The organism is Cellulomonas endophytica, from assembly GCF_004123805.1.
GTDB lineage: Bacteria > Actinomycetota > Actinomycetes > Actinomycetales > Cellulomonadaceae > Cellulomonas > Cellulomonas endophytica.
Genome location: NZ_RWJX01000001.1, coordinates 1 through 24,804, shown reverse-complemented (window position 1 = coordinate 24,804; position 24,804 = coordinate 1). Strand labels below are relative to the sequence as shown.

19 protein-coding genes are annotated in these 24,804 nt (G+C 76.3%); 16 read left to right on the top strand and 3 right to left on the bottom strand.

The window, feature by feature from the left end:
- The first annotated feature begins 65 nt into the window (after positions 1 to 65).
- The 14 genes from EJA20_RS00095 (at position 66) to EJA20_RS00030 (ending at position 18,081) form a co-directional block, all read left to right on the top strand.
- Positions 66 to 1,163 carry a LacI family DNA-binding transcriptional regulator gene (locus EJA20_RS00095; RefSeq protein ID WP_240674816.1) on the top strand — a complete coding sequence of 366 codons (1,098 nt, stop codon included), beginning with the start codon at positions 66 to 68 and terminating at the stop codon, positions 1,161 to 1,163.
- Positions 1,160 to 2,164: a LacI family DNA-binding transcriptional regulator gene (locus EJA20_RS00090; protein WP_129336143.1), complete on the top strand. Its 1,005-nt coding sequence runs from the start codon at positions 1,160 to 1,162 to the stop codon at positions 2,162 to 2,164. Before EJA20_RS00095 ends, EJA20_RS00090 begins: the two co-directional genes overlap by 4 nt.
- 74 nt (positions 2,165 to 2,238) lie before the next feature.
- A complete protein-coding gene (locus EJA20_RS00085; protein WP_129336142.1) occupies positions 2,239 to 4,356 on the top strand; it encodes an HNH endonuclease signature motif containing protein in 2,118 nt (705 codons plus the stop codon).
- A gap of 505 nt (positions 4,357 to 4,861) precedes the next feature.
- Complete coding sequence (locus EJA20_RS00080) at positions 4,862 to 6,787, top strand: glycoside hydrolase family 127 protein (RefSeq protein ID WP_129336141.1); 1,926 nt, start codon at positions 4,862 to 4,864, stop codon at positions 6,785 to 6,787.
- Between the two features lie 143 nt (positions 6,788 to 6,930).
- Positions 6,931 to 8,577, top strand: coding sequence for a type 2 periplasmic-binding domain-containing protein (locus EJA20_RS00075; RefSeq protein ID WP_129336140.1), 1,647 nt, complete (start codon positions 6,931 to 6,933; stop codon positions 8,575 to 8,577).
- Positions 8,578 to 8,700: 123 nt separating this feature from the next.
- Positions 8,701 to 9,684, top strand: a complete 984-nt coding sequence (locus EJA20_RS00070) for an ABC transporter permease (protein WP_240674815.1) — start codon at positions 8,701 to 8,703, stop codon at positions 9,682 to 9,684.
- A gap of 23 nt (positions 9,685 to 9,707) precedes the next feature.
- Complete coding sequence (locus tag EJA20_RS00065) at positions 9,708 to 10,673, top strand: carbohydrate ABC transporter permease (RefSeq protein WP_129336139.1); 966 nt, start codon at positions 9,708 to 9,710, stop codon at positions 10,671 to 10,673.
- Entirely contained in the window at positions 10,673 to 11,398 is a 726-nt protein-coding gene (locus EJA20_RS00060) for a YesL family protein (RefSeq protein ID WP_129336138.1), read from the top strand. Before EJA20_RS00065 ends, EJA20_RS00060 begins: the two co-directional genes overlap by 1 nt.
- Positions 11,395 to 13,521 (top strand): glycoside hydrolase family 31 protein, encoded by a 2,127-nt coding sequence (locus EJA20_RS00055; RefSeq protein ID WP_205687281.1) that lies wholly within the window; start codon positions 11,395 to 11,397, stop codon positions 13,519 to 13,521. The genes EJA20_RS00060 and EJA20_RS00055 overlap by 4 nt, the downstream gene beginning before the upstream one ends.
- A 42-nt stretch (positions 13,522 to 13,563) precedes the next feature.
- A complete protein-coding gene (locus tag EJA20_RS00050; protein WP_129336137.1) occupies positions 13,564 to 14,364 on the top strand; it encodes an alpha/beta fold hydrolase in 801 nt (266 codons plus the stop codon).
- On the top strand, positions 14,361 to 15,923 hold the full coding sequence (locus EJA20_RS00045; protein WP_129336136.1) for a SpoIIE family protein phosphatase: 1,563 nt from the start codon (positions 14,361 to 14,363) through the stop codon (positions 15,921 to 15,923). Before EJA20_RS00050 ends, EJA20_RS00045 begins: the two co-directional genes overlap by 4 nt.
- On the top strand, positions 15,916 to 16,659 hold the full coding sequence (locus tag EJA20_RS00040) for a uracil-DNA glycosylase (RefSeq protein ID WP_129336135.1): 744 nt from the start codon (positions 15,916 to 15,918) through the stop codon (positions 16,657 to 16,659). Before EJA20_RS00045 ends, EJA20_RS00040 begins: the two co-directional genes overlap by 8 nt.
- A gap of 388 nt (positions 16,660 to 17,047) precedes the next feature.
- The gene (locus tag EJA20_RS00035) at positions 17,048 to 17,704 is read left to right on the top strand and encodes a hypothetical protein (RefSeq protein WP_129336134.1); all 657 of its coding nucleotides are present in this window, start codon (positions 17,048 to 17,050) and stop codon (positions 17,702 to 17,704) included.
- Between the two features lie 71 nt (positions 17,705 to 17,775).
- Entirely contained in the window at positions 17,776 to 18,081 is a 306-nt protein-coding gene (locus EJA20_RS00030; RefSeq protein ID WP_129336133.1) for a hypothetical protein, read from the top strand.
- Between the two features lie 51 nt (positions 18,082 to 18,132).
- Here EJA20_RS00030 and EJA20_RS00025 read toward each other — a convergent pair whose 3' ends face one another.
- Positions 18,133 to 18,867 (bottom strand): hypothetical protein, encoded by a 735-nt coding sequence (locus EJA20_RS00025; protein WP_129336132.1) that lies wholly within the window; start codon positions 18,865 to 18,867, stop codon positions 18,133 to 18,135.
- Between the two features lie 262 nt (positions 18,868 to 19,129).
- On the opposite strand from EJA20_RS00025, the gene EJA20_RS00020 reads away from it, so the two are divergent.
- On the top strand, positions 19,130 to 19,540 hold the full coding sequence (locus EJA20_RS00020; RefSeq protein ID WP_129336131.1) for a hypothetical protein: 411 nt from the start codon (positions 19,130 to 19,132) through the stop codon (positions 19,538 to 19,540).
- A gap of 42 nt (positions 19,541 to 19,582) precedes the next feature.
- Here EJA20_RS00020 and EJA20_RS00015 read toward each other — a convergent pair whose 3' ends face one another.
- Together EJA20_RS00015 and EJA20_RS00010 are read right to left on the bottom strand one after the other, a co-directional pair.
- Positions 19,583 to 21,175, bottom strand: a complete 1,593-nt coding sequence (locus EJA20_RS00015; RefSeq protein WP_129336130.1) for a flotillin family protein — start codon at positions 21,173 to 21,175, stop codon at positions 19,583 to 19,585.
- Between the two features lie 209 nt (positions 21,176 to 21,384).
- Positions 21,385 to 22,713, bottom strand: coding sequence for an ABC transporter substrate-binding protein (locus EJA20_RS00010; protein WP_129336129.1), 1,329 nt, complete (start codon positions 22,711 to 22,713; stop codon positions 21,385 to 21,387).
- Positions 22,714 to 23,028: 315 nt separating this feature from the next.
- On the opposite strand from EJA20_RS00010, the gene EJA20_RS00005 reads away from it, so the two are divergent.
- On the top strand, positions 23,029 to 24,804 hold a 1,776-nt coding region (locus EJA20_RS00005; RefSeq protein WP_129336128.1), incomplete at its 3' end, for a glycosyltransferase family 2 protein.

Sequence of the window (24,804 nt, the reverse complement as noted above, 5' to 3'; positions counted from 1 at the left end):
CGCGGGCCGACGCCGGCCGTCCCTCCGCGGGTCCCCGGTCCCCGCCGACACCTACGCTGACCCCCGTGGCAGCCACGATGCGCGACGTCGCCGCGCTCGCGGGGGTCTCGGTCAAGACGGTCTCGCGCGTGGTCAACCGCGAGCCGCACACGCGCCCGGAGGTCGTCGCCCGGGTGCGGGCGGCCATCGACGAGCTCGCCTGGACGCCGAGCGCCGCGGCCCGGAGCCTGCGGACCGGGCGGACCGGCATGCTCGGCGTCGGGGTCGCGGCGCTGCGGCGCCCCTACCTGGCCACCCTCGTCGAGGCGCTGGTCGTCGAGGCGGACCGGCGGCGGCTGCCCGTCGCGGTGGAGCCGCTGCACGACGACCCCGAGCGGCTGCGCGCGCTGCTCGCCTCGCGCGGCCGCTCGGTCGACGCGGTGGTGCACGTCGGGCCCCTGCCCGAGGGCGTCCCGCTCGACGAGGGCGTGCCGGACCGGCCCCTCGTCGTGGTGCAGGGCGGGCCGGTGCCGGTGGCGGGCGCCCTCGACGCCCTCTCCCCCGGGGGCGCCGGCGGCGACGGCCTCGGGCCGGCGCGGGCGGTCGTGGACCGGGTCGACGAGGACGTGGTGCAGGCCGTGGTGCTCGTGGCCCGGCACCTGGCGGTGATGGGGCGCCGCCACCCGGTGCTGCTCGGACCCGACCGCGCCCACGGCTCCGGGGAGGACCGCCGCCGGCCGTCGGCGGCGCTGCGGGCCGCCGTCGCCGCCGCGGTGCCGGGCGCGGAGGCGCCCCCGGAGCCGCCGCTGGTGCCGCTCGGCACGGTCGCCGACCGGGCCGCCGGCGCACGGGCGGCCGCCCTCGCCCTGTCGGAGCACCCGTCGGTCGACGCGTTCGTCTGCACGAACGACGAGGTCGCGCTCGGGGCGCTCGCCGCGCTCGCCGCCGCCGGGGTGCCCGTGCCGCACCGCGTCGCGGTGGTCGGCTACGACGCGCTCGACGACGGCCGCTTCTCGGCACCGACCCTGACGACCCTCGACCCTGGTCCGCGCGCGCTCGCGCGGGCGGCGGTGGACCTCGTCGTCGACCGCCTCGACGGGGCCGGGCCGGCCGGGCCACGGACGCTCGTGCTCCCCGTGGAGCTCCTGCGGCGGGCCTCGACGCTGGGGGAGCAGGCCCCGTGACGCGCCCCACCCTCGCCGACGTCGGCGCCGTCGCCGGCGTCTCGGCCAAGAGCGTGTCGAACGTGCTGCTCGGGCGCCCCGGGGTGTCGGCCGCGACGCGGGCCGCGGTGCTCGCGGCGGTCGAGCAGGTCGGCTACACGGTCAACCTCGCCGGCCGGGGGCTCGCCTCGGGCCGGACGGGGCGCGTGGCCGTCGTGGTGCCGAACCTCTACCAGCCCTACTTCGCCGAGATCGCCGAGCGGCTCATCCACGCCCTCGAGGCGCACGGCCTCGTCGCGACCCTGCGCGTGGCCCACGGGGAGGCCGCCGAGCGCGAGGCGCTGCTCGGGCCGGCCACGCGGGACGTCGACGCCGTGGTCGTCTGCCCCCACCACGCCGTCGGCGACATGATCCGCGGGACGGTGCCGCCGCGGCCCATCGTCCAGCTCGGCGGGGGGCCCACCCCTGGCCTGGACTGCGTCGTCATGGCGGAGCGGGAGGGCGCCCGCGCCATGACGCGCCACCTGCTCGACGGCGGCCGGCGCCGGATCGCCCTCGTGTGGAACCAGGCGCCCGGCGCGCAGCCCTCGGGCGACCGGTTCGAGGGGTACCTCGAGGCGCTCGCCGAGCGGGGGCTGGAGCGCGACGACCGGCTCGTCGTCGCCGGCTCGGACTGGGACCGCCGCGCCTCCGGCTACGAGGCGATGGTCGGGCTGCTGCGGTCGGGCCTGGCGTTCGACGCGGCGCTGTGCGTCAACGACGCCATCGCCGTCGGGGCCCTCGGCGCCCTGCGTGCGCACGGCGTCCGCGTCCCCGAGGACGTCGCGGTGTCCGGGTTCGACGACACCGAGGAGGCGGCCTTCACCGTCCCGCCGCTGTCGTCGGTGAGCCCCGAGCAGGCGTCCATGGTCGATGCGGCCGTCCGGATGCTCGTCGCGCGGCTCGCCGGCGACGAGGGGCCCGCGGAGCACGTCCGCACGGGCGCGCACCTCGTCGTCCGCGAGTCCACCGCCCCCCGCTGACGGTCGCGTCCCCGCTCCCCGGGGCGCAGTCAGGGAGCAGGCGGCGTGTCAGTGGTGGGTGGTGGGATGGTCCCGTGGCGACGGGTGCGGGGCTGCTGGGGGCCAGGGGCGCGGAGGAGTGCGCCCCTGTTGCTTCGCGTCCTGCTGCGACGGCGATGTCGTCGGGGGTGTGGGAGGTGGCGGGGGAGCGGGAGTCGCGGCCGGGCGGCTCGACCCGCGAGCGTGGGGGCGGTGACCGGCTCGACTCCGAGACGGTCCGGCGGATCATGACCGAGGGCGTGGGCGCCTGGTCGGTGCCCGAGCTGGCGGCCGTGGAGGACCTGGTCGGTGGTGAGCTGCCGGTGGGGGTGCTGGCCGGTGTGCCGGGTCTGCGGGAGCGGGTGGAGGCCAGTGCGCGGGTGCTGCTGGAGGAGGTCGTGCAGGTCGAGCAGTCGATCCGGGCCTGGCAGGCGTGGCGGGCGGAGAGGTTGGCGCAGGCGGCGTCCTTCGGGCGGTTGGCGGTGGCGCTGGGCGTGGGGGTGCCGCTGGGTGATGACCTGCCGGCGCGCAGCGTGGTGGCCGAGGTCGCGGCGGCGCTGGGCCTGCCGGAGCAGACGGCCGGGGGTCTGGTGGGGGCCTCGACGGCGCTGGTGCGGGAGCGGCCGGTGGTGCTGGGGGCGTTGGCGACGGGGCGGTTGGGGTGGCGACACGTGGAGGTGCTGCTGCAGGCCACGGCGCACCTGTCGGTGGAGGTGGCGCAGGAGGCGGACCGGGCGTTGCTGACGGACGAGGGTGAGGAGGGGTGGGCCGCGCCGGTGGACCTGACCCCGCGTGCGCTGGGGAGGCGGGCGCAGCGGTGGTGCGAGCGGCACCACCCGCGGCCGGTGGCGCAGCGGCGGCGGGCGGCGCGGGAGGAGCGGTGCGTGCGGCTGCTGCCCGAGCGGGACGGGATGGCCTCGTTGCACGCGTACCTGCCGGCGGTCGACGCCCACGGCATCCACGACACGTTGACGGCGTGGGCGGCGGAGGTCGCGCGTCCGCAGGAGGCCCGCGACGGGCGGACCCTGGACCAGTTGCGAGCGGACGCGCTGGTGGAGGCGGTGCTGCACGTGAGCGCGACCCTGCCGGAGCTGCCACCCCTGTCCCTGCCGGGCGAGGTGAGCGCAGGGTCGGCCGACGCGCTGGCCCCGGTGCCTCCGGACGAGGACCTGCTCCTCGAGATGAGCGAGGAGCGGGCCTCCGAAGCGGACCAGGGTCGACCGCGCCCGGCGGTACGCGCCCCTTCAGCGCCGGACGTGGGGACGGGCCCGGGGTCGGTGGTCGCGGGGGGTGGACCGGGAGGGAAGCCGTCGAGGGACGACGACGAGGCGGAGGCCGGGCCGCCGGGTCGTCGGGCAGGGCCGGTGGTGCCGACGGGTGGTCGGGTGACGCACCTGTTCGTGACGGTGCCGGTGGGGACGTTGCTGGGCGGGGACGAGCCGGCGGAGGTCGCCGGTGTGGGTCCGGTCGACGCGGCCACGGCACGCCAGCTGGCGTCCACCGCGCGGACGTTGACGCGGATCCTCACCGACCCGGTCACGGGGGCGGTGCGGGCGGTGGACCGGCGCACGTACCGGATCACCGGGGCGTTGCGTCGGTTCCTGCAGGCCCGTGACGGCACGTGCCGGTTCCCGGGGTGCCCGCGGCCGGTGCACCGCTGCGACGTGGACCACGTGCAGGACTGGGCGATCACCGGGGCCTCGGACCCGCACGAGCTGGTCCACCTGTGCCGGCACCACCACCGGCTGCGGCACCTGACGGGCTGGTCGATGACCCTGGACCGGGACGGCACGGCCTGCTGGACCACGCCCACCGGACGCCACCACACCACCCTGCCCGACCTGCACCTGCACCCCCACGCCCACCTCGACGCCACCGACGAGAACGCCGCCGGCACCCCCGACGGTCGGTGGCGCGTCGTCGAGGGCCACGACGGGCCGGCAGGGGAGGACGCCGGTGCCGGTGCCGGTGCCGGTGGACCGGTCGGGATCGGTCCCGCGGACCACGAGCCGCTGAGGCGGCCTGCGGCGGTGGCCGTGCCTGCCGGGGCTCGCCGGGACCGCCGGGGACGGATCGTGCACGACCCGGACGCGGCGGCCGCGGAGGAGAGCGCCAGCGGGCACCGCCGCGCCCGCAGCGCCCCGCCGGCACCGGACGACACGCCGCCCTTCTGACCGTCCGGCACGGTCCGGCACGGTCCGGCACGGTCCGGCACGGTCTGGCGCGGTGAGCCCTGGGCTCCTCGTGACGCCGGAACCTCCGGCGGCGCTCCTGCTCCTGCACCAGGAGCGTGTGCGACGGCGGGAAGAGCTCGACCAGGTCGCCGACCATCCCGCCGGCGGCGACGGCGCGCCGCGGCCGGTGGAGCCTCGGAAGACCCGCCCGGCAGATGCTGCTCGGGCTCGAGGTCGTCCCCGCCCTGGCAGCGACTCGGACGTGGGCGGGCGTGGGCGCCTCGTCTCCCTCCCCGGTCCCGGGGCGACGACGTGGCCCGCAGGACGTCCGTCCAGGTCGGCGCAGGGAGGGAGCGCGACCACGCCTCCGCCGTCGGCCACCGACCCCGTCGGCCGACGTCCGCCGGTGAGCCGACAGACCGCGGGACAGGCTGCTGTCCGATGGTTGACAACGCTGAACAACCTCGCCACGATCGTCCGCGTCGCCCCTGGACAGGAGTCAACGTTGACCGAGACCTTGGCGGCCCCCGTGGCCGCAGCACCCGCCGTCCCGCTCGCGGACGTGGCGCGGCACCGTCCGCTGGACCTGCGGTCGGTGCGCCTCGACCCGCGCAGCCCGCTCGGCGTCTGGCAGCGGCGCAACGCCGAGGCGACCATCCCGCACTGCATCGAGCGGCTCGAGGCGTCGGGCGTGCTCGACAACCTGCGGCGCGTCGTGGGGGAGTCGGGCGCCGCCTACCGCGGCTTCGTCTTCGCCGACTCCGACCTCTACAAGACGATCGAGGCGGTCGCCTGGGAGATCGCCCGGTCCGGCACCGGCGCGTTCGACGGCTGGCTCGACGACGTCATCGCCCTCGTCGCCCGCGTGCAGGACCCGAGCGGCTACGTCATGTCCTGGATCCAGGGCGTGCACCCCGAGAAGCGGTTCGCCGAGCTCGAGTGGACGCACGAGATGTACGTGCTCGGGCACATGGTCCAGGCCGCGGTGGCCCTCGACCGGGCGGCCGGCCGGCGCGACCTGCTCGAGATCGCGCTGCGCTTCGTCGACCTCGTCGACCGGCGCTTCGGGCCCGGGCGCGAGAAGGGCGTCTGCGGCCACCCCGAGATCGAGACGGCCCTCGTCGAGCTCTACCGCCACACCGGGGACCGCCGGCACCTGGAGCTCGCGGCCCACATGGTCGACCTGCGCGGCACCGGGCTGCTGCCCGTCGGCGGGCTCGGTGCGCGCTACTTCCAGGACCACGCCCCGGTGCGCGAGTCCCTCTCGCCGGTGGGCCACGCGGTGCGCCAGCTGTACCTCAACGCCGGCGTCACCGACGTCCACCTCGAGACGGGCGACCCGACGCTCCTCGCCGCGATGCGGGCGCAGTGGGCCGCCGCGCACGAGCGGAAGATGTACCTGTCGGGCGCCTTCGGCTCCCGCCACCGCGACGAGGCCTTCGGCGACGACCACGAGCTGCCCTCCGACCGCGCCTACGCCGAGACGTGCGCGACCATCGCGGACCTGCACTGGACGTGGCGGATGCAGCTCGTCGACCTCGACGCCCGCTACGGCGACGTCGTCGAGCGCGAGATCCACAACGCCCTGGCCGCGGCCGTGGACGCCACCGGCTGCCGGTTCTTCTACTCCAACCCGCTCCAGCTGCGCCCCGACCGCTACTCGGAGGAGAACGCGCCCCGGGAGCGCACCCCCTGGTACGCCTGCGCCTGCTGCCCCCCGAACATCGCCCGGACGGTCGCGCAGCTGTCCTCCTACGTCGCGACGAGCACACCGGACGCCCTCGTCGTCCACCAGTACGCCGCCGGCGAGATCGACGTGCCCGCCCACCTGGGGTCCGGCGTGGTCGAGGTGCGCACGGGCTACCCCGTCGACGGGCGCGTCGAGCTGACGGTCCGCGGCGAACTGCGGCCCGGTGCCACGGTGGCGCTGCGGCTGCCGGCGTGGTCGGCCGGCACGACGGCCGTCACCGCGGACGGCACCGTGACGGGCGCCGACGCCGACGGCTACGTGCGCGTCCCCCTCGTCGGCGGCGCGACGGTGCGCCTCGACCTCGACGTCTCCGCGCGCTGGACCCGGGCGAACGCCCGCGTCGACGCCGTCCGGGGCTGCCTCGCCCTCGAGCGCGGGCCGCTCGTCTACTGCGTCGAGGAGGCCGACCTGCCCGCGGGCGCGGCGGTGGACGACCTCGTCGTCGACCCGGCGCGCACGCCCGACGAGGTGCCGGCGCCGGCCGGCCTCCCCGGACCCGCGGCACCGGCGCTGCGGCTGGCCGCGACCGTACGGCCGCCGGAGACCGATCTCTACGCCCGCGCCGACGGGCCGGCGGCCGCCGCGGGCCCGGCCGTGGACGTCCTGGCCGTGCCGTTCGCCGCCTGGGGGAACCGCCGGGCCGGGGCCATGCGCGTCTGGCTGCCCGTCACGACCGGCTGACGCGGGCGCCCTCCGCCCGGACGCACCTCCGGTCGTGCCTCGCGCACGGCCCGACCGCTCACCCGCACCGCCCCGCACCGCACCGCACCGTCCCGCACCGCCCACCGCCGCCCGACCGGGCAGCGATCTCGAGGAGGAGATCCATGGCACGCACCCCCCGCACCCCGTCCGCCGCGCCCGGCGGTGAGGCCCGGCCCCGCCGGTCCCGCCGCGCGCTGCGCACCGGGGCGGCCGCGCTCGTCGCCCCCGCACTCCTGGTCGCCGGGTGCACCGGCGGCGGGGACGACGAGGGCGGCGAGGCCGGCGGCAGCAGCACGCTCGACGTGCTCGTCGTGAAGCACCCGCTGACCAAGGGCATGGACGAGATGGCCTGGGTGAAGACCCTCGAGGAGGAGGCCGGCGTCACCCTCAACTGGGAGGAGGTGTCGGCGGACTGGGACCAGAAGAAGTCGACGATGCTCGCCGCCGGGGACGTGCCCGACCTCGTCATCGGCACGAACGTCATCACGGACTCGGACCTGGCCACCTACGGCTCGCTCTTCGTCGACCTGTCCGAGCACATGGACGCGCTGCCCAACGTGCAGGCGATGTTCGAGGAGGTCGACGGCGCCGAGCAGACGGCCACGCAGACCGACGGATCGGTGTACGCCCTCCCGCGCTGGAAGCAGGCCTGGCCCCAGGCCATCACGCGCCAGTACATCAACCAGCAGTGGCTCGACGCCCTCGGCCTGGAGATGCCCACGACCTTCGACGAGCTCTACGACGTGCTGCTCGCCTTCAAGACGGAGGACGCGAACGGCAACGGCGACCCCGACGACGAGATCCCCCTGGACTGGGCGCCCGTGGCGACGACGGGCTGGGGCTACTTCCAGCCCTCCGCCCTGCTCGGCGGCACCGGCCTGCCGATCTCGGGCGGCGGCGGCACGGGGTACTTCGTCGAGGACGGGACGGTCGGGAACTGGCTGGCCGACGAGCGGTGGAAGGAGGTCCTGCTCTTCCTCGAGAGGGCGAACGCGGCGGGCCTCGTCTCGACGAACGTCATGACGCAGGACTACTCCGCCTACCAGTCCGTGGGGCGCGGCTCCGGCGACGACGCCACGGTCGGCATGAGCTGGGGCTGGACCTCCTCCGACCGCTTCGGGGCGCAGCTCGCCCCGCAGTACGCCTCCATGGCGCCGGTGCTGTCCGAGCCGGGTGTGGAGCCCACGTGGAGCTGGGACTTCGAGAACCTCACGCCCAACCACATCCTCCTGTCGGCGCAGTCCGACGCGATCGACGCCGGCCTGCGGGTCATCGACGCGTTCTACGACGAGGACCTGTCGGTGCAGACGCTCTTCGGCGACGAGGGCGAGTACGTGACGAAGACCGGCGAGGGCGCGTACGAGGTGCTCCCGCCCGCGGACGGCACGAGCGACCCCTCGACCTGGAAGTGGACGAACTCCCTCGCCGACGCCTCGCCCGGCTGGATCCGCGAGGAGACCCAGCTCGTGCTGCCCACCGACCTCGCCGAGGCCGTGGAGCAGAGCGCGCCGCTGGAGCCCGCGCTGGCGAACGTCGACCCCGACGAGGACGTCTGGCCGCCCTACATCAAGATGTCGGCCGCCGACCTGTCGACCCTCTCGCTGAACAACACCACGCTGCTCAACCTCACGCAGAACGCCTTCGCGCAGTTCGTCACCAACGGCGGCGTCGAGGCCGGCTGGGACGACTACGTCGCCTCGCTCGAGGCCGCCGGGCTGCAGCAGAACATCGACCTCTACCAGCAGTACTACGACGCGTCGGAGGGCTGACGCCCCCGGGGGCGGTGCGTCGCACGGCGCGCCGCCCCCGCCCGCCGGCCGCGCACCCGCGCGGCCGGTCCGGCGGCCCGGGACGGGCCGGACGTGGGGCGGTGGCCCCGGAGGAGGTGCAGGGTGGCGTTGACGCTGGGAGAGACGGCGGAGAAGGTGCCGGTCCCGCCGGTCGCGGGAGGCCGACGACGACGGCCCCCGGGCGCGGTGGTCTCGGACCACCTGCGCTCGCGGTGGCAGCTGTGGCTCATGCTCGCGCCGGCGATCGCGCTGACGGTCGTCTTCGCGTACGTGCCGATGTACGGGCTGCAGCTGGCCTTCCGCGAGTTCGACTTCGCGCAGGGGCTCACGGGCGGCGACTGGGTGGGGCTGGCGTACTTCCGGCAGTTCTTCGCCAGCCCGCTCTTCTGGGACCTGCTCCGCAACACGGTCGCCATCAGCCTGACGACGCTCGTCGTCGGGTTCGTCGCGCCGATCGCGCTCGCGCTGGTGGTCAACCAGGTCGTCGGGCGCCGCCGCAAGCGGTTCCTGCAGACGGCGACCTACCTGCCGCACTTCATCTCGATCGTCGTCGTGGTCGGCATGCTGCAGGTCTTCCTCAACCCCGCGACCGGCGTGCTGCCGCGCTCTCTGGGCCTGCTCGGGGTCGAGGGCGGCAACCTCCTCGGCTCGACGTCGGCGTTCGTCCCCGTGTACGTCATCTCCGAGGTCTGGCAGCACTGCGGCTGGAACTCGATCATCTACCTCGCCGCGCTGGCCAGCGTCGACCCGCAGCTGTACGAGGCGGCCCGCGTCGACGGCGCCAGCCGGGCCCAGACCGTGCGCCACATCGACCTGCCGGCGCTCGTCCCCACGATGATCGTGCTGCTCATCCTCAACATGGGCGGCGTGCTCAACGCGGGCTTCGAGAAGGTGTTCCTCCTGCAGAACCCGCTGAACCTGCCGGTGAGCGAGGTCATCTCCACCTACGCGTACAAGATCGGCATCCTCTCCAGCCAGTTCTCCTACGCCACCGCCATCGGCCTGTTCAACACCCTCATCAACTTCGTCTTCCTGGTCGTCACGAACCAGGTCGCCAAGCGCGTCTCCAACACCAGCCTTTGGTGACCGGGACAGCGAGGAGCACCCCCATGACGACCACGTCCCCGCCCCGCCCGCCGCGCCGGCTCCGGCCGGCCGCGACCACGACGCGCCGTCCGCGCGTCCGCCACCCGCGCACGCCGGGGGAGCTCGCGTTCTCCGTGCTGCTCGGCCTCGTCTGCGCGCTCGTGCTGTTCGCGACGCTGTACCCGATCTGGTTCGTGCTCATCGCCTCCGTGAGCAGCCCGGCCGCCGTGAACACCGGCCAGGTCTGGGTGCTGCCGGCCGAGCTGAGCCTCTTCGGGTACGAGCAGATCCTGTCCGACGGGCGCATCTGGACCGGGTACCGCAACACGATCCTCTACACGGTGGTGGGCACCGCGCTGAACCTCGTCGTGACGCTGCCGGCCGCCTACGCGCTCTCGCGCCGGGAGTTCGCGCCGCGCCGGCCGCTGATGTTCTTCTTCGCCTTCACGATGTTCTTCAGCGGCGGGCTCATCCCGCAGTACCTGCTCTACAAGGACCTCGGGCTGCTCGACAACTGGCTCGTGTTCGTCATCCCGTCGGCGCTGAACGTCTACAACCTCATCATCGCGCGGGCGTTCTTCGAGCACTCCCTGCCCGAGGAGCTGTTCGAGGCCGCGACCCTCGACGGCGTCAGCTACCTGCAGTTCTTCCTGCGCATCGCGCTGCCGCTGTCGAAGGCGATCGTGTCCGTCATCGGGCTGTACTACCTCGTGCAGCACTGGAACGACTTCTTCACGGGCCTCATCTTCGTCCGCGACTACGACAAGCAGCCCCTGCAGATCGTCCTGCGCGACATCCTGCTGTCCAACCAGGCGTTCGCCGGCGGCGCGGGCGGGGCGGGCGGCACCGGCGGCGCGTACGGCCAGCAGTACGCCGACCAGATCAAGTACGGGGTCATCATCGTCTCGACGCTGCCGGTGCTGCTCGTCTACCCGTTCATCCAGAAGTACTTCGAGAAGGGCGTGATGATCGGGTCGGTGAAGGGCTGATGGGTCGCCTCCTGGGGCTCCACACGCGCGTCGGCGAGGTCGGCCTGCGGCTCCTCGCCCTGCACCTCCTGTGGGTCGCGGGGACGTTGGCCGGCGGGGTCGTGCTCGGGGCGTTCCCGGCGGGCGCGGCGGTCCTAGCCGTGGTCCGGCGCGACGTGCTCGACGCGGCGGCCGCCGAGCGGCCCGGTGCGGCGGACCCGGCGGCGCGCACGTCCCTCGTCGCCGAGTTCCGCGCGGCGTGGCGCGCCTCGTTCGGCCCCGCCAACCGGCTCGGCTGGACCGTGACGGCGCTGTGGGCGGTGCTGCTGCTCGACCGGCGCCTCGTCGCGACCGTGGACCTGGGCGGGCTCGGGCCCGCGCTCGCCGGCCTGCTGTGGGTCCTCACGCTCGTCGCCGCCGTCGCGACCCTCGCCGTCCCGGCCCTGGCCGCGCACTTCGACGAGGGGGTGCGCGCCACCCTGCGGCGCGCGGTGCTCCTCGTGCTCGGGCGGCCGCTCGTCGCGCTCGGGCACGCGGCCGTCGTCGGCGTCGTGCTCGCCGCGTACGGGCTCGTGCCGGGGCTCGTGGCCGTCGTCGGCCTGGCCCTGCCGGCCCTGCTGTCCTTCACCACCCTCTGGCGGTCCGGCGTGCTGCCGGCCGCGACCGCGCCGCCCGGACCCGCTCCGGCCCTCGACCGCCCCCTGCTCCCCACGGTCGCCCTGCGGCCAGGACGGACCGCCCCGTGACATCCACCGCGACGACATCCACCGCGACGACATCCACCGCGACGACATCCACCGCGACGACCACCGACCACCTCGGGCCCTTCGACGTCCTCGGCACCGCCGTGCGCTGGCGCGGCGGCGGCGAGACGCTCCTCGTCGAGCCGTGGGGCGCGGACTCCGTCCGCGTGCGCGCCGCGCTCGGGCCGGTCGTCGACGCCGACTGGGCGCTCCTGCCCCCCGACCCGGTGACGGCGGCGGGCGCGACGGTGAGGCTGACGGCGCTCGTCGACGAGGGGCCCGAGCGGTACCGGGCGGAGCTGCGCCACGGGCGGGCCGTCGTCGTGCTCACCGCCCGCACGGTGGAGCACATGCAGACGGGCGGCCTGCGCCACGACTGCCGCATCGAGGTCCGCGACGCCGACGGTCGCGTCCTGCTCCGCGAGGTCGGCGAGAGCGGCGCCCTCGCCCTGCGCGCGCGCCAGCTGCGGCCGCTGGAGGGCGAGTCGGTGAGCGCCGTGCTCGCGCTGGAGACGCCCGCCGACGAGCACCTCGCGGGCATGGGGCAGTACCAGGACGACCTGCTCGACCTCAAGGGGGCCACCCTCGAGCTGGCGCACCGCAACTCCCAGGCGAGCGTGCCGTTCGTCGTCTCCAGCGCGGGCTACGGCTTCCTCTGGCACAACCCGGCGGTCGGGCGCGCGACGTTCGCGCGCAACCGCACGGAGTGGGCGGCGGAGAGCTGCCGCCAGATCGACTGGTGGGTGACGGTGGGCCGGACCCCGGCGGAGATCACGCGCCGCTACGCCGAGGCGACGGGTCACGCGCCGATGATGCCCGAGCACGGCCTGGGCTTCTGGCAGTGCAAGCTGCGCTACACGCACCAGGAGGAGCTGCTCGCCGTCGTGCGCGAGCACCGGCGCCGCGGGCTGCCGCTGGACGTCGTGGTCGCCGACTTCTTCCACTGGCCCCACCTGGGCGACTACCGCTTCGACGAGGAGTTCTGGCCCGACCCGGCGGCGATGGTCGCCGAGCTGCGGGAGGCGGGCGTCGAGCTCATGGTGTCCGTCTGGCCGCAGGTCGGGCTCGACTCGGAGAACTACGCCGAGATGGACCGGCACGACCTGCTCGTGCGCACGCGGCGCGGCATCGACGTGCAGATGTGGTTCGGCGGCCCGAGCCGTTTCGTCGACACGACGAACCCCGAGGCGCGCGCCTTCCTCTGGGACCGCTGCGTGCAGGGGTACGCCCGCCACGGCATCCGCCTCTTCTGGCTCGACGAGGCCGAGCCCGAGTTCGGCCTGTACCAGTGGGACGCCTACGCCTTCCACGCCGGTGCGGGGGCGCAGGTCGCGAACCTCTACCCCCAGACCTTCGCCCGCGCCTTCCACGAGGGCCTCACGGCGGCGGGGGAGACGCAGGTCGTCAGCCTCGTGCGGTGCGCCTGGGCCGGGTCCCAGCGCTACGGGGCGCTCGTGTGGTCCGGGGACATCCACTCCGACTTCCCGACGCTGCGCCGCCAGCTCGTCGCGGGCCTGCACATGGGCCTGGCGGGCATCCCGTGGTTCACCACGGACATCGGGGGGTTCGCCGGCGGCCGCACCGACGACCCCGCGTTCCACGAGCTGCTCGTGCGCTGGTTCCAGATGGGCACGTTCCTGCCCGTCATGCGCCTGCACGGCGACCGGCAGCCCGCGCGCGAGGTGCGCGCCGCCGACGGCACCCTGCGCAACCCCTCCGGCGCCGGCAACGAGCTCTGGTCGTTCGGGGAGAGGGTGTACGGGGTGCTGGAGCGGTTCGTGCACCTGCGGGAGGCGCTGCGCGACCACACCCGGGAGGCGATGCGGCAGGCGCACGAGGACGGGCAGCCGGTCATGCGCGCGCTCTTCCACGAGTTCCCCGACGACCCGCAGGCGTGGGGGGTCGCCGACCAGTTCCTCCACGGGGCGTCGCTGCTCGTCGCCCCCGTGCTGGAGGCCGGCGCGCGCTCGCGGCGGGTCTACCTGCCGGCGGGGGCGTCGTGGACGAGCCTGCGGACGGGGGAGGTGCTGCCCGGCGGGACGTGGGTCGAGGCGGACGCGCCCCTGGAGACGCTGCCGGTCTACGCGCGGGACGGCGCGCACGCCGAGCTCGTCGGCCGCCTCTGAGCCGCGCTGCCGACCGGGCCGCCCACGCCCTAGGGTGCCAGCGTGGACGTGCTGCGCCGCAACAACGTGACCCGCGCGGGGCGCCGGGACGGGCCCCCGCTCGTCCTCGTGCACGGGTTCGGGTGCGACCAGGCCATGTGGCGGTTCGTGACGCCGGCGTTCACGGGCACGCACGACGTCGTCCTCCTCGACCTCGTGGGCGCCGGCGGCAGCGACGCGGGCGCGTACGACCCCGTCCGGCACGCCGCGCTGGAGGGGTACGCGCAGGACCTCGTCGAGGTGCTGGAGGCGCTCGGGACCGGGCCGGCCGTGCTCGTCGGGCACTCCGTGAGCGCCATGGTGGTGTGCCTCGTCGCGGCGGCCCGGCCCGACCTCGTCGAGCGGCTCGTCCTCGTCTGCCCCAGCCCCCGGTACGTCGACGACGAGGGCTACCGGGGCGGCTTCACGCGCGCCGAGATCGACGACCTGCTGACGACGATGGACGACAACTACCTCGGGTGGTCCCGCTTCATCGCCCCCGTCATCGTCGGCCGGCCGGACCGGCCCGAGCTCGGGGAGGAGCTGACGGCCTCGTTCTGCCGCGCCGACCCCGCCATCGCCCGGCGCTTCGCGCGCGTGACCTTCCTCTCGGACAGCCGCGCCGACCTCGCGCGGGTGCGGACGCCGGCGCTCGTCGTCCAGTCCCGCGAGGACGCCATCGCGCCGCCGGAGGTGGGGCGCTACGTGCACGAGCACCTCGCGGGCAGCCGGCTCGTCGTGCTCGACACGGTCGGCCACACGCCGAACCTCAGCGCCCCCGCGCAGCTCGTGGAGGCGATGCGGGCCTGGGTGGGCGCGGCGTGACGGGCGGGTGGGACGGGGGCGCCGTCGCCCTGCTGCGGCTCGACCGCGACGGCACGGTGGTCGACGCCAACCGCACGGTCCTGCGCTGGACGTCCCGCACCCGGTCGGCGACGGTCGGCCGGGTCCGCCTGGAGCAGCTCCTCACGCCCGGCGGGCGCATCTACTGGGAGACGCACCTCGCGCCGATCCTCCACGCGCAGGGCCGGGTCGAGGAGGTCGCCCTCGCGCTCGCCACGCCCGGGGGTCGGCTCCCGGTGCTCCTCACGGCCGTCGTCGGACCGGGTCCCGACGACACCCCGGGCGTCGAGGTCGCGCTCGTCGTCGGGGCCGAGCGTTCCCGGTACGAGCGCGAGATCGACGCCGCCCGCCGCGCCGCCGAGGCCTCCGCGCAGCGGCTGCGGGCGCTGCACCGGACCTCGACCGCCCTGGCCGGCGCGTTCCGGGTCTCCGGCGTCGCGGACGCGCTGCTCCTGGCGGCCTCGCGCGAGCTCGGGGCGGGGGCGGCGGTCGTGCGGGTGCTCGACGAGGCGGGCACGCCCCTCGAGCGGAGCACGGGCGACGCCGCGTCCGTCGCGGCACTCACCGCCCTGCTGACCACGCCGGCCGCCGCCGGCCCCGCGCAGCCGCACGGGCCGGGCGGTCCGGTCGTCGTCGCCCTGCCGGGGCGCGAGCGCACCGAGGGCGTCCTCGCGGTCGCGCCGTCGGCCGCGGCCGGCGCCGACCCCCTCGACGTCGACGTGCTCGAGGCCGTCGGCCGGGCGGCGGGCACCGCGCTGGAGCGCGCCCGGCTGCTCGACGAGAACGTCTCGGTCGCCCACCGGCTGCAGCTCGCCATGCTCGCGACCCGTGAGCCGGTGGACCCGCGGATGCGGCTGGCGACCCTCTACCGGCCGGGCGTGGCGTCGCTGGAGGTGGGCGGCGACTGGTACGACGCCTTCCGGGTCGACGAGGACCGGCTCGCGCTCGCCGTGGGGGACGTCGTCGGGCGCGGGCTCGAGGCGGCCACCGCGATGGGCCGCCTGCGCAGCGCGGTGCGGGCCGTCGCCGGGCCGGGGGCGCGGCCGGCGGAGGTGCTCGACCGCGCCGACCGGTTCGTCACCGCCACGGGGGCGGGCATGCTCTCGACGATGGCCTACGCCGAGGTGGACCTCGTCACCGGCCGGCTGCGGTACGCCGTCGCCGCGCACCCGCCACCGCTGCTCCTCGACGCCGCGGGCGACGTGCACCACCTGTGGGACGGGCGCTCGACGCCGCTGGGGCTGCGGCCCGCCGACGGCGTGCGCGGCGAGGCCGAGGCCCGCCTCGCGCCGGGCTCGACGCTCCTGCTCTACACGGACGGTCTCGTCGAGCGGCGGGACCGGCCCCTGTCCGACGGGCTCGACGCGCTCGCCGCCCTGGCGCCGCGGCTGCGCACCGCGCTCGAGGGCGGCCGGGCGGGCGGCCTCGGTGGCGGGCTGGCCGCGCTCGTCTCCGCCGCGCTGCCCGACCCGGGGGCCGAGCGGGACGACGTGTGCGTCGTCGCGCTGGCCCGGCCCGGGAGGGGCGCGCCGGGTGCCTGACGGCGCGCCGGACCCGGCGGCCCTGCCCGCGCGGGCGGCGGGGGCCGGGGACCTCGCGGCGCTCGACGCGCTGCTCACGGGCTGCCGCGCCTGCCCGCGCCTCGTCGCCTGGCGCGAGACCGTGGGACGGGAGCGGCGGGCGGCCTTCCGCGAGGAGACCTACTGGGCACGGCCCGTGCCGGGCTTCGGGGACCCGGCCGCGCGCGTGCTCGTGGTGGGGCTGGCCCCCGCCGCGCACGGCGCGAACCGCACGGGCCGGATGTTCACCGGCGACCGGTCCGGGGACGTCCTCGTCGCCGCGCTGCACCGCGCGGGCCTGGCGGACCGGCCGACCTCCGTGCACGCCGGGGACGGGCTCACGCTCCTCGGGGCACGCATGACGGCGCCGGTCCGGTGCGCACCGCCGGCCAACGTGCCGACGCCCGAGGAGCGCCGCACGTGCGCGCCGTTCCTCGCGCGGGAGGTGGAGCTCGTCGACCCGGTCGTCGCCGTCGTGCTCGGGGGCTTCGGCTGGGTCGCGCTGCTGGCGACCCTGCGCGACCTCGGCTGGGCCGTGCCGCGGCCGCGGCCGGCGTTCGGGCACGGTGCCGAGGTGGTCCTGGACGGCCCCGACGGGCGGCGGCTCACCCTGCTGGGCTGCTACCACGTCAGCCAGCAGAACACCTTCACCGGCCGCCTCACGCCCGCGATGCTCGACGCCGTCCTCGCCCGGGCACGGGCCCTCGCCACCGCCTGAGCGGGCTCCGGGGTTGCCCGTGCTGGTCGACGCGCCGGGCACCGTGTCCGGTTGCCGGCCCGCCGGAGACCTGGTGGCCTGGGAGCACGGAGCACGGCACGGATCACGCGCCGCCCGCCGCGAGGCGCGGGGGCGGCGCCGTTCCTCGACCAGGGAGATGGCAGGCGGGAGCGCGGCGCGCCGGTGCCCTCACCGGAGCCGGGCGTCGCGCCCGTGCAGCCGGCGCACGCCGTGAGGCCGGGGCAGGCCGGGCGGACGAGGCGGTCGGGGACCGGCGGGACGGCGGACCGGGGGGGAGGGGGGCACCACGGAGCGCAGGGGTAGGCGGGCGCAGGGGCAGCGGGCGCAGGGGCAGCGGGCGCCGGCGCCGCGAGCCCCGGAGGTCCTCGTGGCCGCGGCGCGGGCCGGTGGCGCGGTCGCCGCGGTCCTCGCCCGGGCGGTGCGCGCGGCCGGGCGCGAGCGGCCCCTGCACCCGGTGGGCACGCGGCTGGTCGGCACGGTGACGTGGACGGCGGACGGCGCCGCCCTCGGGCTCGGCCGCGCCGGGGCGACGGAGCCGGTGGAGGCCCGACGCTCCCGCGCCGCCGGCCTGCCCGCGCCGCTGCCCGACGTCGTCGGCCTGGCGCTGCGCTGGGGACCGCCGGGCGCGCCCCGCGACGTGCTCCTCGCCTCCGCCGGCACGGGGCCCGTCGCCCGGTTCCTCCTCGCGCCGCGCCGGCCGGGCGGCGAGGGGACGCTGAGCACGCTCATGCCGTTCCGCTCGCGCCTCGGGCCGCTCGTCCTGCTCGTCGTGCCGGGGCGCGGGTACGCGCCCGCGCAGCGCGAGCGGCTGCTGCTCGGCGCCATCGGCGCCGGGCCGCCCGGTGTCCTGGCCCGCCTCGTCCTGGAGGACACCGGGGAGGAGACGGACCGGCGGTTCGACCCCGTCCGTCACCGACCGCCGTCGCTGCCCACCTACGCGTGGGCGGCGGCGCTGCGCCGCGCCCCCTACGCCGCGGCCCGGGGCGAGGGCCGGGACGAGGGCCGGGACGGGCACGGGGCCTGACGCCGGCCGCCCGCCCGCCCCTGCACGCCGCTCGGCGGGAGCCCCCTCGCCGCCTCGGGCAGGATGGCGCCATGGCCCACCTGCTCGTGCGCACCACGCCCCACCACACCGTGCTCGTCGCCGCTCACCCCGAGGAGGCGGCGGCCGCGCGGGAGGCGCTGACCGCCACGGGCCACCGGTGGGAGTCCTTCCCGGGCGACGCGGCGGGCGTGGCCGTCGCGCTGGGCGTCACCTACGACACCGTCCTGGCGTGCCGGGACCTCGAGCGGGCCGGCCACACCTTCGGCTGGCACGCGGAGCAGCCCGAGCGGGACCGGCTGAGCCGGGGCGTCGGCGTCCGCATCCCCGGCTCGGTCGACGACGAGCTCTGGGCCTGACGGCTGCCGTCCCCGTCGGCGCCCGCGGCCGGCCGGCCCCGGTCGCGTGCCTCAGCCGCCGTCGCGGGCGAGACGGTCGAGCTCGCGCTCGTGCCGCGTCAGCCGCGGCGGGGCGGCGACGGGGCCGGGGCGGCCGTCGGGCGTCGTCGGCGTGCCGGTGAGCGTCTGCACGGCCACGCGCGCGGCCCGGGCCGCCACCTGCTGCACCGTCCCGAGCAGGAGCCCGGTGCCCTGGGTGCGGTCCTCGTTCATCGAGGTGACCGCGACGACCGGGGTGTCCGGGTCGAGGACGTCGCCGGGGACGAGCGCGTCGGCCGTGGCGTGCTCCGCGCGCTCGCGGACGGCGGCGGAGGGGGCGGCGACGACGTCCGGCAGGTGCAGGACCTCCATGGGGAAGTCGTCCTCGCGGACGAGGGACGGCCCGTGCAGCAGCGCGCCGTCGACCGCGGGCCACACCAGCCCCCGGCGGCGGACCATCTCGACGAGGTCTCCCGTGGTCGGGTGCCGCAGGAGCGCGCCGGCGGGGAGCACGAGCAGCTCGCCCAGGTCCGCCACCCGGCTCGGCGCCGGCCGCGGCTCGGCGAGCGCGAGGATCTGGCGCACCACGGCCCGGCGCACGAGGTGGCCGTCCGGCAGGCCCGCCCCCACGCCGTGCACGGCCAGGAGCGCGGCGCCGGCGTGCAGCACCGTCTCGTCGGACCCGTCGTGCTCGTCGGGCCCGTCCGGACCTCCAGCCCGGCCCTCGGGGCCGTCGGGGGGCGTCTCGGGGGCGCGGTGCTCGTCCATGGGGTCGCTCCGGCGGCGGTGGGGGACCGGGGGTGCTCCCGGCGGCTCCGCCTGATCGTCACTTCTGCTCCTGGCGTCTGTCGCGCCGAAACGCGGAGGTCGGGCCGACCCGGCCTCCGTCGACCGGGTGAGATCGTCCCCGCACCCTGCCGGGCGGCGGCAGTCCAGGACCGTCCGCAGGACCCTGACGAAACGGGCAGATCGGGCACGACGTGGTCCCCGGTCCCGCCGTCCGGCTCGTCCGACCACGCCAGGAGGAGCCATGCCCGCCCTTCGTCGTACCCTCACCGCCGCCGTCCTCGGCGTCGCGCTGGCCGGCGCCGCCGCCGCCCCCGCGAGCGCCGCCGTCGTCCCGACCCAGAACACGGAGGCCTACTGGGAGGCGCTCTACGACGCCTCCTGCACGAAGACCGAGCTCGTCGACGGCATCGGCTCCTTCACGGTGCCGCAGCCGCCCGCGGGCAGCGTCTGGACCGTCCTCGTGCTCAAGGCCGGCTCCGGCAGCGGTGCCCGCACGGTCGTCGAGGACCCGGTCCCCGGTGCGGTGTACACGCACTACTCCGGCAAGGACCTGAGCCACGTCATCCTCTGCTCGGTGGAGGACGACTACCCGGACTACCCGGACTACCCGGACGACCCGGACGAGCCGGACCCCTACGACCCCGTGAGCTGACCGCGCAGCACCGGGGCCGCGGCGTGGGCGCGGGCGGGCCCGTCAGCGGGCCCCGTCGAGCACGGGCCCGTCGGTCAGGCCACGGGACGCGCCGTCCTCGGCGGGGTCGGCAGGCGCGCCGGACGTCCTCTCCGGACCGCCCGTCCCGCCGGTGCCGCCGCCGACCAGGCGGCCGAGGTCGATCCCCGTCTGGGCCTTGAGCAGGGCCGTCAGCTCCTGGACCCCCGTGGCGACCTGGCCGGTCACCCGCGACGCGCCGTCCTTGTCGATGATCGTGATGCCGTCGATGCTCGCGAGCGCGTCGGCGTACGGCTGCGCGACCTTGGGCAGGGCGTCCAGCACCATCTGCAGTCGCGCCGACTCGGGGAACACCTGGTAGGCGTCCGCCTCGGCCTTGATGGCGGCGGCCCGGGCCTCGCCCTTGGCGCGCTCCGACGCGGCCTCGGCCTCGCCGCGGGCCCGGACGCCGTCCGCCTCGGCCTTCGCGAGCGCGAGGGCGCCCTCGGCGCGGCGCTGCTGCTCGACGAGCGCCGCCTCGGCACGGGCGCGAGCCGCGGCCGCCTCGGCGTCCGCCTGGGCGGTCGTGCGCAGGGCCTCGGCCTCGTACTTGCGGATCGCGGCCGTCTTGGCGGACTCCGCCTCCTGCTCGGCGGCGTACTTGCGCGCGTCGGCCTGCTGGGCGGCCTCGTAGGTGCGGGCCTCCGCCGGCTTGCGGACCTCCGTCTGGAGCTCCTGCTCGCGCAGCGCCGCGCGCCGCACGGCGACCTGCTCCTGCTGGACGAGCACGGACTGGGCGGCCTCGGCCTCGGCGCGCTCCTTCGCCGCCTCCGCCTCGGCGCGCGCGGTGGCCGTCTCCTGCTCGATGTGGGCGTTGCGCAGGGCCAGGGCCTTGTTGGACTCGGCGATCTGCACGGCGGCCTCGTTCGAGCGCTCCGTGCTCTCCTGCCGGGCCTGCGCCTCGGCGATCTCCGCGTCGCGCGCCACGGCGGCGGCGCGCGGCCGGCCGAGGTTGCGGATGTAGTTGCCCGAGTCCTCCACGGTCTGGATCTCGAAGTTCTCCAGGACGAGGCCGCGCTCGGCGAGCATGGGCACGGCGATGTCCTTGACCTCCTTCGAGAAGTCCTGGCGCTCGTAGAGGATCGACTCGACGGTCAGGGTGCCCGCGATGGTGCGCAGCACGCCGACGAGCACCTCGCTCGTCTGCTGCTCGATGACCTGCTCCTGGCCGCGGCCGGCGAACCGCTGCGCGGCGGCCCGGACCATCCGCTCGGTGCCGCCCACCTTCACGACCGCGATGCTGCGCAGCGTGACGCCGACGCCGCTCTTCGTCGTCGCGTCCTCCGCGGCCACCGGGAAGCTCTGGGACGCCAGCGACAGGCGCACGACCTGCTCGAAGACGGGCTTGACGAACGTGCCGCCCCCGATGACGACGCGCTGGCCGGACAGGTCGGTGGTCTCGTCGCCGGTCTCGGGGTTGATGACCGGGGTGCCGCTCTTGCGCCCGGTGATGATGAGCGCCTCGTCCGGCGTGGCGATCTTGAACCGCACCTTGGCGTAGACGAGCGCGACGACGACGAGCACGACCAGGACGACCACCGCGACGGCGACGACCGCCAGGGTGCCTGCGACCTCCATGGGACTCCTCCGGGGGACGGGCCCCGGACGAGGGGCGGTGCAGCGCCCCGGCCGGCCCCCTGCCACGCCGCGACGCGGACCCGTCGGGCGTCGACGGGTGCGTGACCTGCACCCTAGGCGCCGCGGGCACGGGGTGGGAGCGGTTCTCCCCAGCTCGTCGCCCGGCCGCGCGGGGGCGTCACGCGGCCGGGTGGCCCGTCCGTCGGTGGTCAGCCGACGAGCTCGGCCTCCGCCAGGAACTGCTCCGCGAGCTCCGCGGGCGTCAGCTGCCCGTAGTTGACCTCCTCGGACAGCTCGCGCCAGGTGGCCGCGAGCGAGCCGAAGCCCTGCGGGTAGACCGGCACGGGGTCGGTGCCCTCGGCGGTGACCTCCTCCATGAAGGACAGCAGCCGCGCGTCGACGGAGCCCTCCGGCGCCTCGACCTGGTCCCGCTGCTCGGGGTCGGCCGGGACGCCGCGCGCGGTGCCGAAGATGGCGCCGACCCGCTCGTCGTTGAGGAGGAAGTCGACGAGCTCGGCCGCCTCCTGCGGGTGCTCGGTGGCGGCCGAGGCCGAGAACATCATGGCCGGCCGCAGGAACGTGTGGCGCTCGCCGTCCTCGGCGAGGGGGACCGGCACGAGCTGCAGGTCGTCGCGCCCCGTGGCCGCGGAGAACTCGACCATGTAGCTGCTCCAGGTGAGGTCCACCGCGAGCTCGCCGGTGGTGAAGGGCAGGGCGGGGGACACGGCGGTGGCGCGCGCGGCCGGGTAGATCGCGCCGTCGGCCCGCTGCGACCCCGTGAGCTCGAGCCACTCGACGATGTCGTCCGCGTCGAACTGCCGGGTGCCGTCGGCGTCGAACGGCGGGGTGCCCTGCTGCAGCCGCCAGAGCATGAAGTGCTCGAGGTTGCGGGTCACGTCGACCGAGCCGTAGACGGGCTGCCCCTCGGCCGTCGTGAGCCCGGCGGCGGACACGGCGGCGGTGAGGTCGAGGTAGTCCTGCCACGTCGACGTGGCGTCGAGCGGCTCCACGCCCGCCTCGGCGAGGACGACCGGGTCCTGGAAGACGCCGAGCGTGTTGGTGGCGATCGGCACGGCGACCTGCGTGCCGTCCACCTCGCCGGCCCCCACGAGCGTCTCGTCCCAGCCCTCGAGGTCGATCGTGCCGTCCTCGACGTACGGGCCGAGGTCGAGGAGGCTGCCCTGGCCGCCGTACTCCTGCAGGTACTGCAGGTCCGAGTGCACGACGTCGGGCAGGGCCCGGGCGGCCGCCTCCGTCGCGCGGGCCGGCCAGTAGTCCACCCAGGAGGAGAAGGACGACTGCACGGTGACCCCGGGGTTCTCCTCGGAGAAGAGGTCGGTCGCCTGCCGGTAGCGGTCGGCGAGGTCGGCGTCGCCCCAGAACGCCATCGTGAGCTCCACCGGCTCGCCGGAGGACGCCCCGCCCGCCGCGTCGGCCCCTGCGGACCCGCCGTCGGCGGAGCAGGCGACGAGGCCCAGGACCAGGGCGGCCGCACCGGGGACGGCGGCGCGGCGGGCGACGGATCGGGAGCGCGTCATGGGGTGGCCTCTCTGGTCGCCGACACCACGGCGGGGCGCACCCCGGCGGGTCCGCGTCGACCACGGTGACGGGGACCGTGACCCGACGCGACCGCGCCACCTCACCCGCCTCTCAGCACGGGCGACGGTGCTGCGGGGGTGCTGCGACGGTGCTGCGGCGGTGCGGCGACGGTCGGTGGCGTCGTGCGCGTCACATGCCCGGTCTGTCCCGTTCACCCCGGATTGTTGACGGGGTGGGCGGTGCGCCGGGCAGAGTGTCCCCGACCCGTGCACCGACGACCCGTCGGTCCCCGGGGGCCACCGGAGGACGAGGCGATGACGACCGGTCTGCACGAACCCGACGCCGCACCGCCCCTCGTCGTCCCCGCCGGGCCGGCCCCGGCCACGGCCCGGCAGGTGGAGCCCGGTCCTGGCGCGGGGTCGGGGCTGCGGCCGGGCACGGGGGTGCGGCCCGTCGACCCGGCGCTGCCCGCGCCCCCCTCCGACGCGGAGATGGTGTCCTACCTCGGGCGCCAGCACCGGTGGGTGCTGGTGCTCCAGGCGCTGTCGTTCGTGCTCGTCGCCGTGTCCGCGACGAGCTTCGCCGTCGCCGACCTGCGCCTGCTGCTCTTCCTCGTCCCGCTGTCGCTCTTCGCGGTGACGATGGTGGTCTCCCTCCTGTCGTCCTCGCGCCGTCGGCGCGTCGACCTCGCCTCCCACCGCGCGCTCCTGGCGGCGTGGCGGCCGGACGCGGTCCCCTCGGTCGACGTGCTGCTGCCCAGCGCGGGGGAGGACCTGGCCGTGCTGGCGAACACGTACCACCACGTCGCCGCCCTCGAGTGGGACGGGACCCTGCGGGTGCTCGTCCTCGACGACTCCGCGCGCCCCGAGGTCGCGGCGCTCGCGGCGGCCCACGGCTTCGAGTACCTGACCCGCCCGGACCGGGGCCGGCTGAAGAAGGCCGGGAACCTGCGGTACGGGTACGAGCACAGCTCCGGCGACGTGCTGGCGGTCCTCGACGCCGACTTCGTGCCCCGGCCGGACTACCTGCGCGCGCTCGTGCCGTACCTCGACGACCCGCGCGTCGGCATCGTCCAGTCGCCGCAGTACTTCGACGCGGTCGCCGGCATGGGGTGGCTGCAGCGCTGCGCCGGCGCCACCCAGGAGATGTTCTACCGCTGGATCCAGCCGGCGCGGGACCGCAGCGACGCCGCCATCTGCGTGGGCACGTGCGCGCTGTACCGGCGCTCGGCGCTGGAGGCCTCGGGCGGCTTCGCGCAGATCGGGCACAGCGAGGACGTGCACACCGGTGTCGGGATGCTCCGGCGCGGGCTCGTCGTGCGCTACGTGCCCGTGGTGCTGTCGAAGGGCCTGTGCCCCGACGACGTGCGGGCGTTCGTCACCCAGCAGTACCGGTGGTGCACGGGCAGCATGTCGCTGCTCGCGGACCCCTCGTTCCACGACGACGGCTTCCTCACGCTGCGGCAGCGCCTGTGCTTCTGGAGCGGCTTCCTCTACTACATCTCCACCGGCGTCAACGCCGTCGTGGCGCCCCTGCCGGCCGTCGTCATGCTCTGGGCGTTCCCGGCCTGGGTGGAGCCGATGAACAGCGTCTGGCTGCTCGGCGCGGTGCTGCTGTGGCTCGTCGTGTACCCCGTGGTGATGCGTGGCCACTGGCGCGTGGACGTCCTGCGCGTGCAGTACCTGTACTCCTTCGCGCACGCCGTCGCGATCGTCGACCTCGTGCGCGGGCGGACGCAGGAGTGGGTCGCCACCGGCACGACCGCCGCCGCCACGGGCGGGCGGCGCGCCTCCGTCGCGACGACCGTCGTGCGGACGACCACGCTGTACGCGGCCGTGGCCCAGGCGCTGCTGTGGACGGGCCTCGGCCACGTCACGCTCACCCGCGGCCTCGAGGTGACGTGGGCGATGGTGCTGCTCGCCGCCCTGTCGGCCTACGTGCAGTGGCCGCTCGTCGCCACCGGGCTGCGCGCCGGTGCCGTCGGCGTGGACCGCCGGACGGCGGCGCCGCCCGTCGCCGGGGCCGCCGGGGCTGCCGGGGCCGGCGCGGCGGTCGTCGGGTCGCTCGTCGCGGCGGGGGCCGTCGCGCAC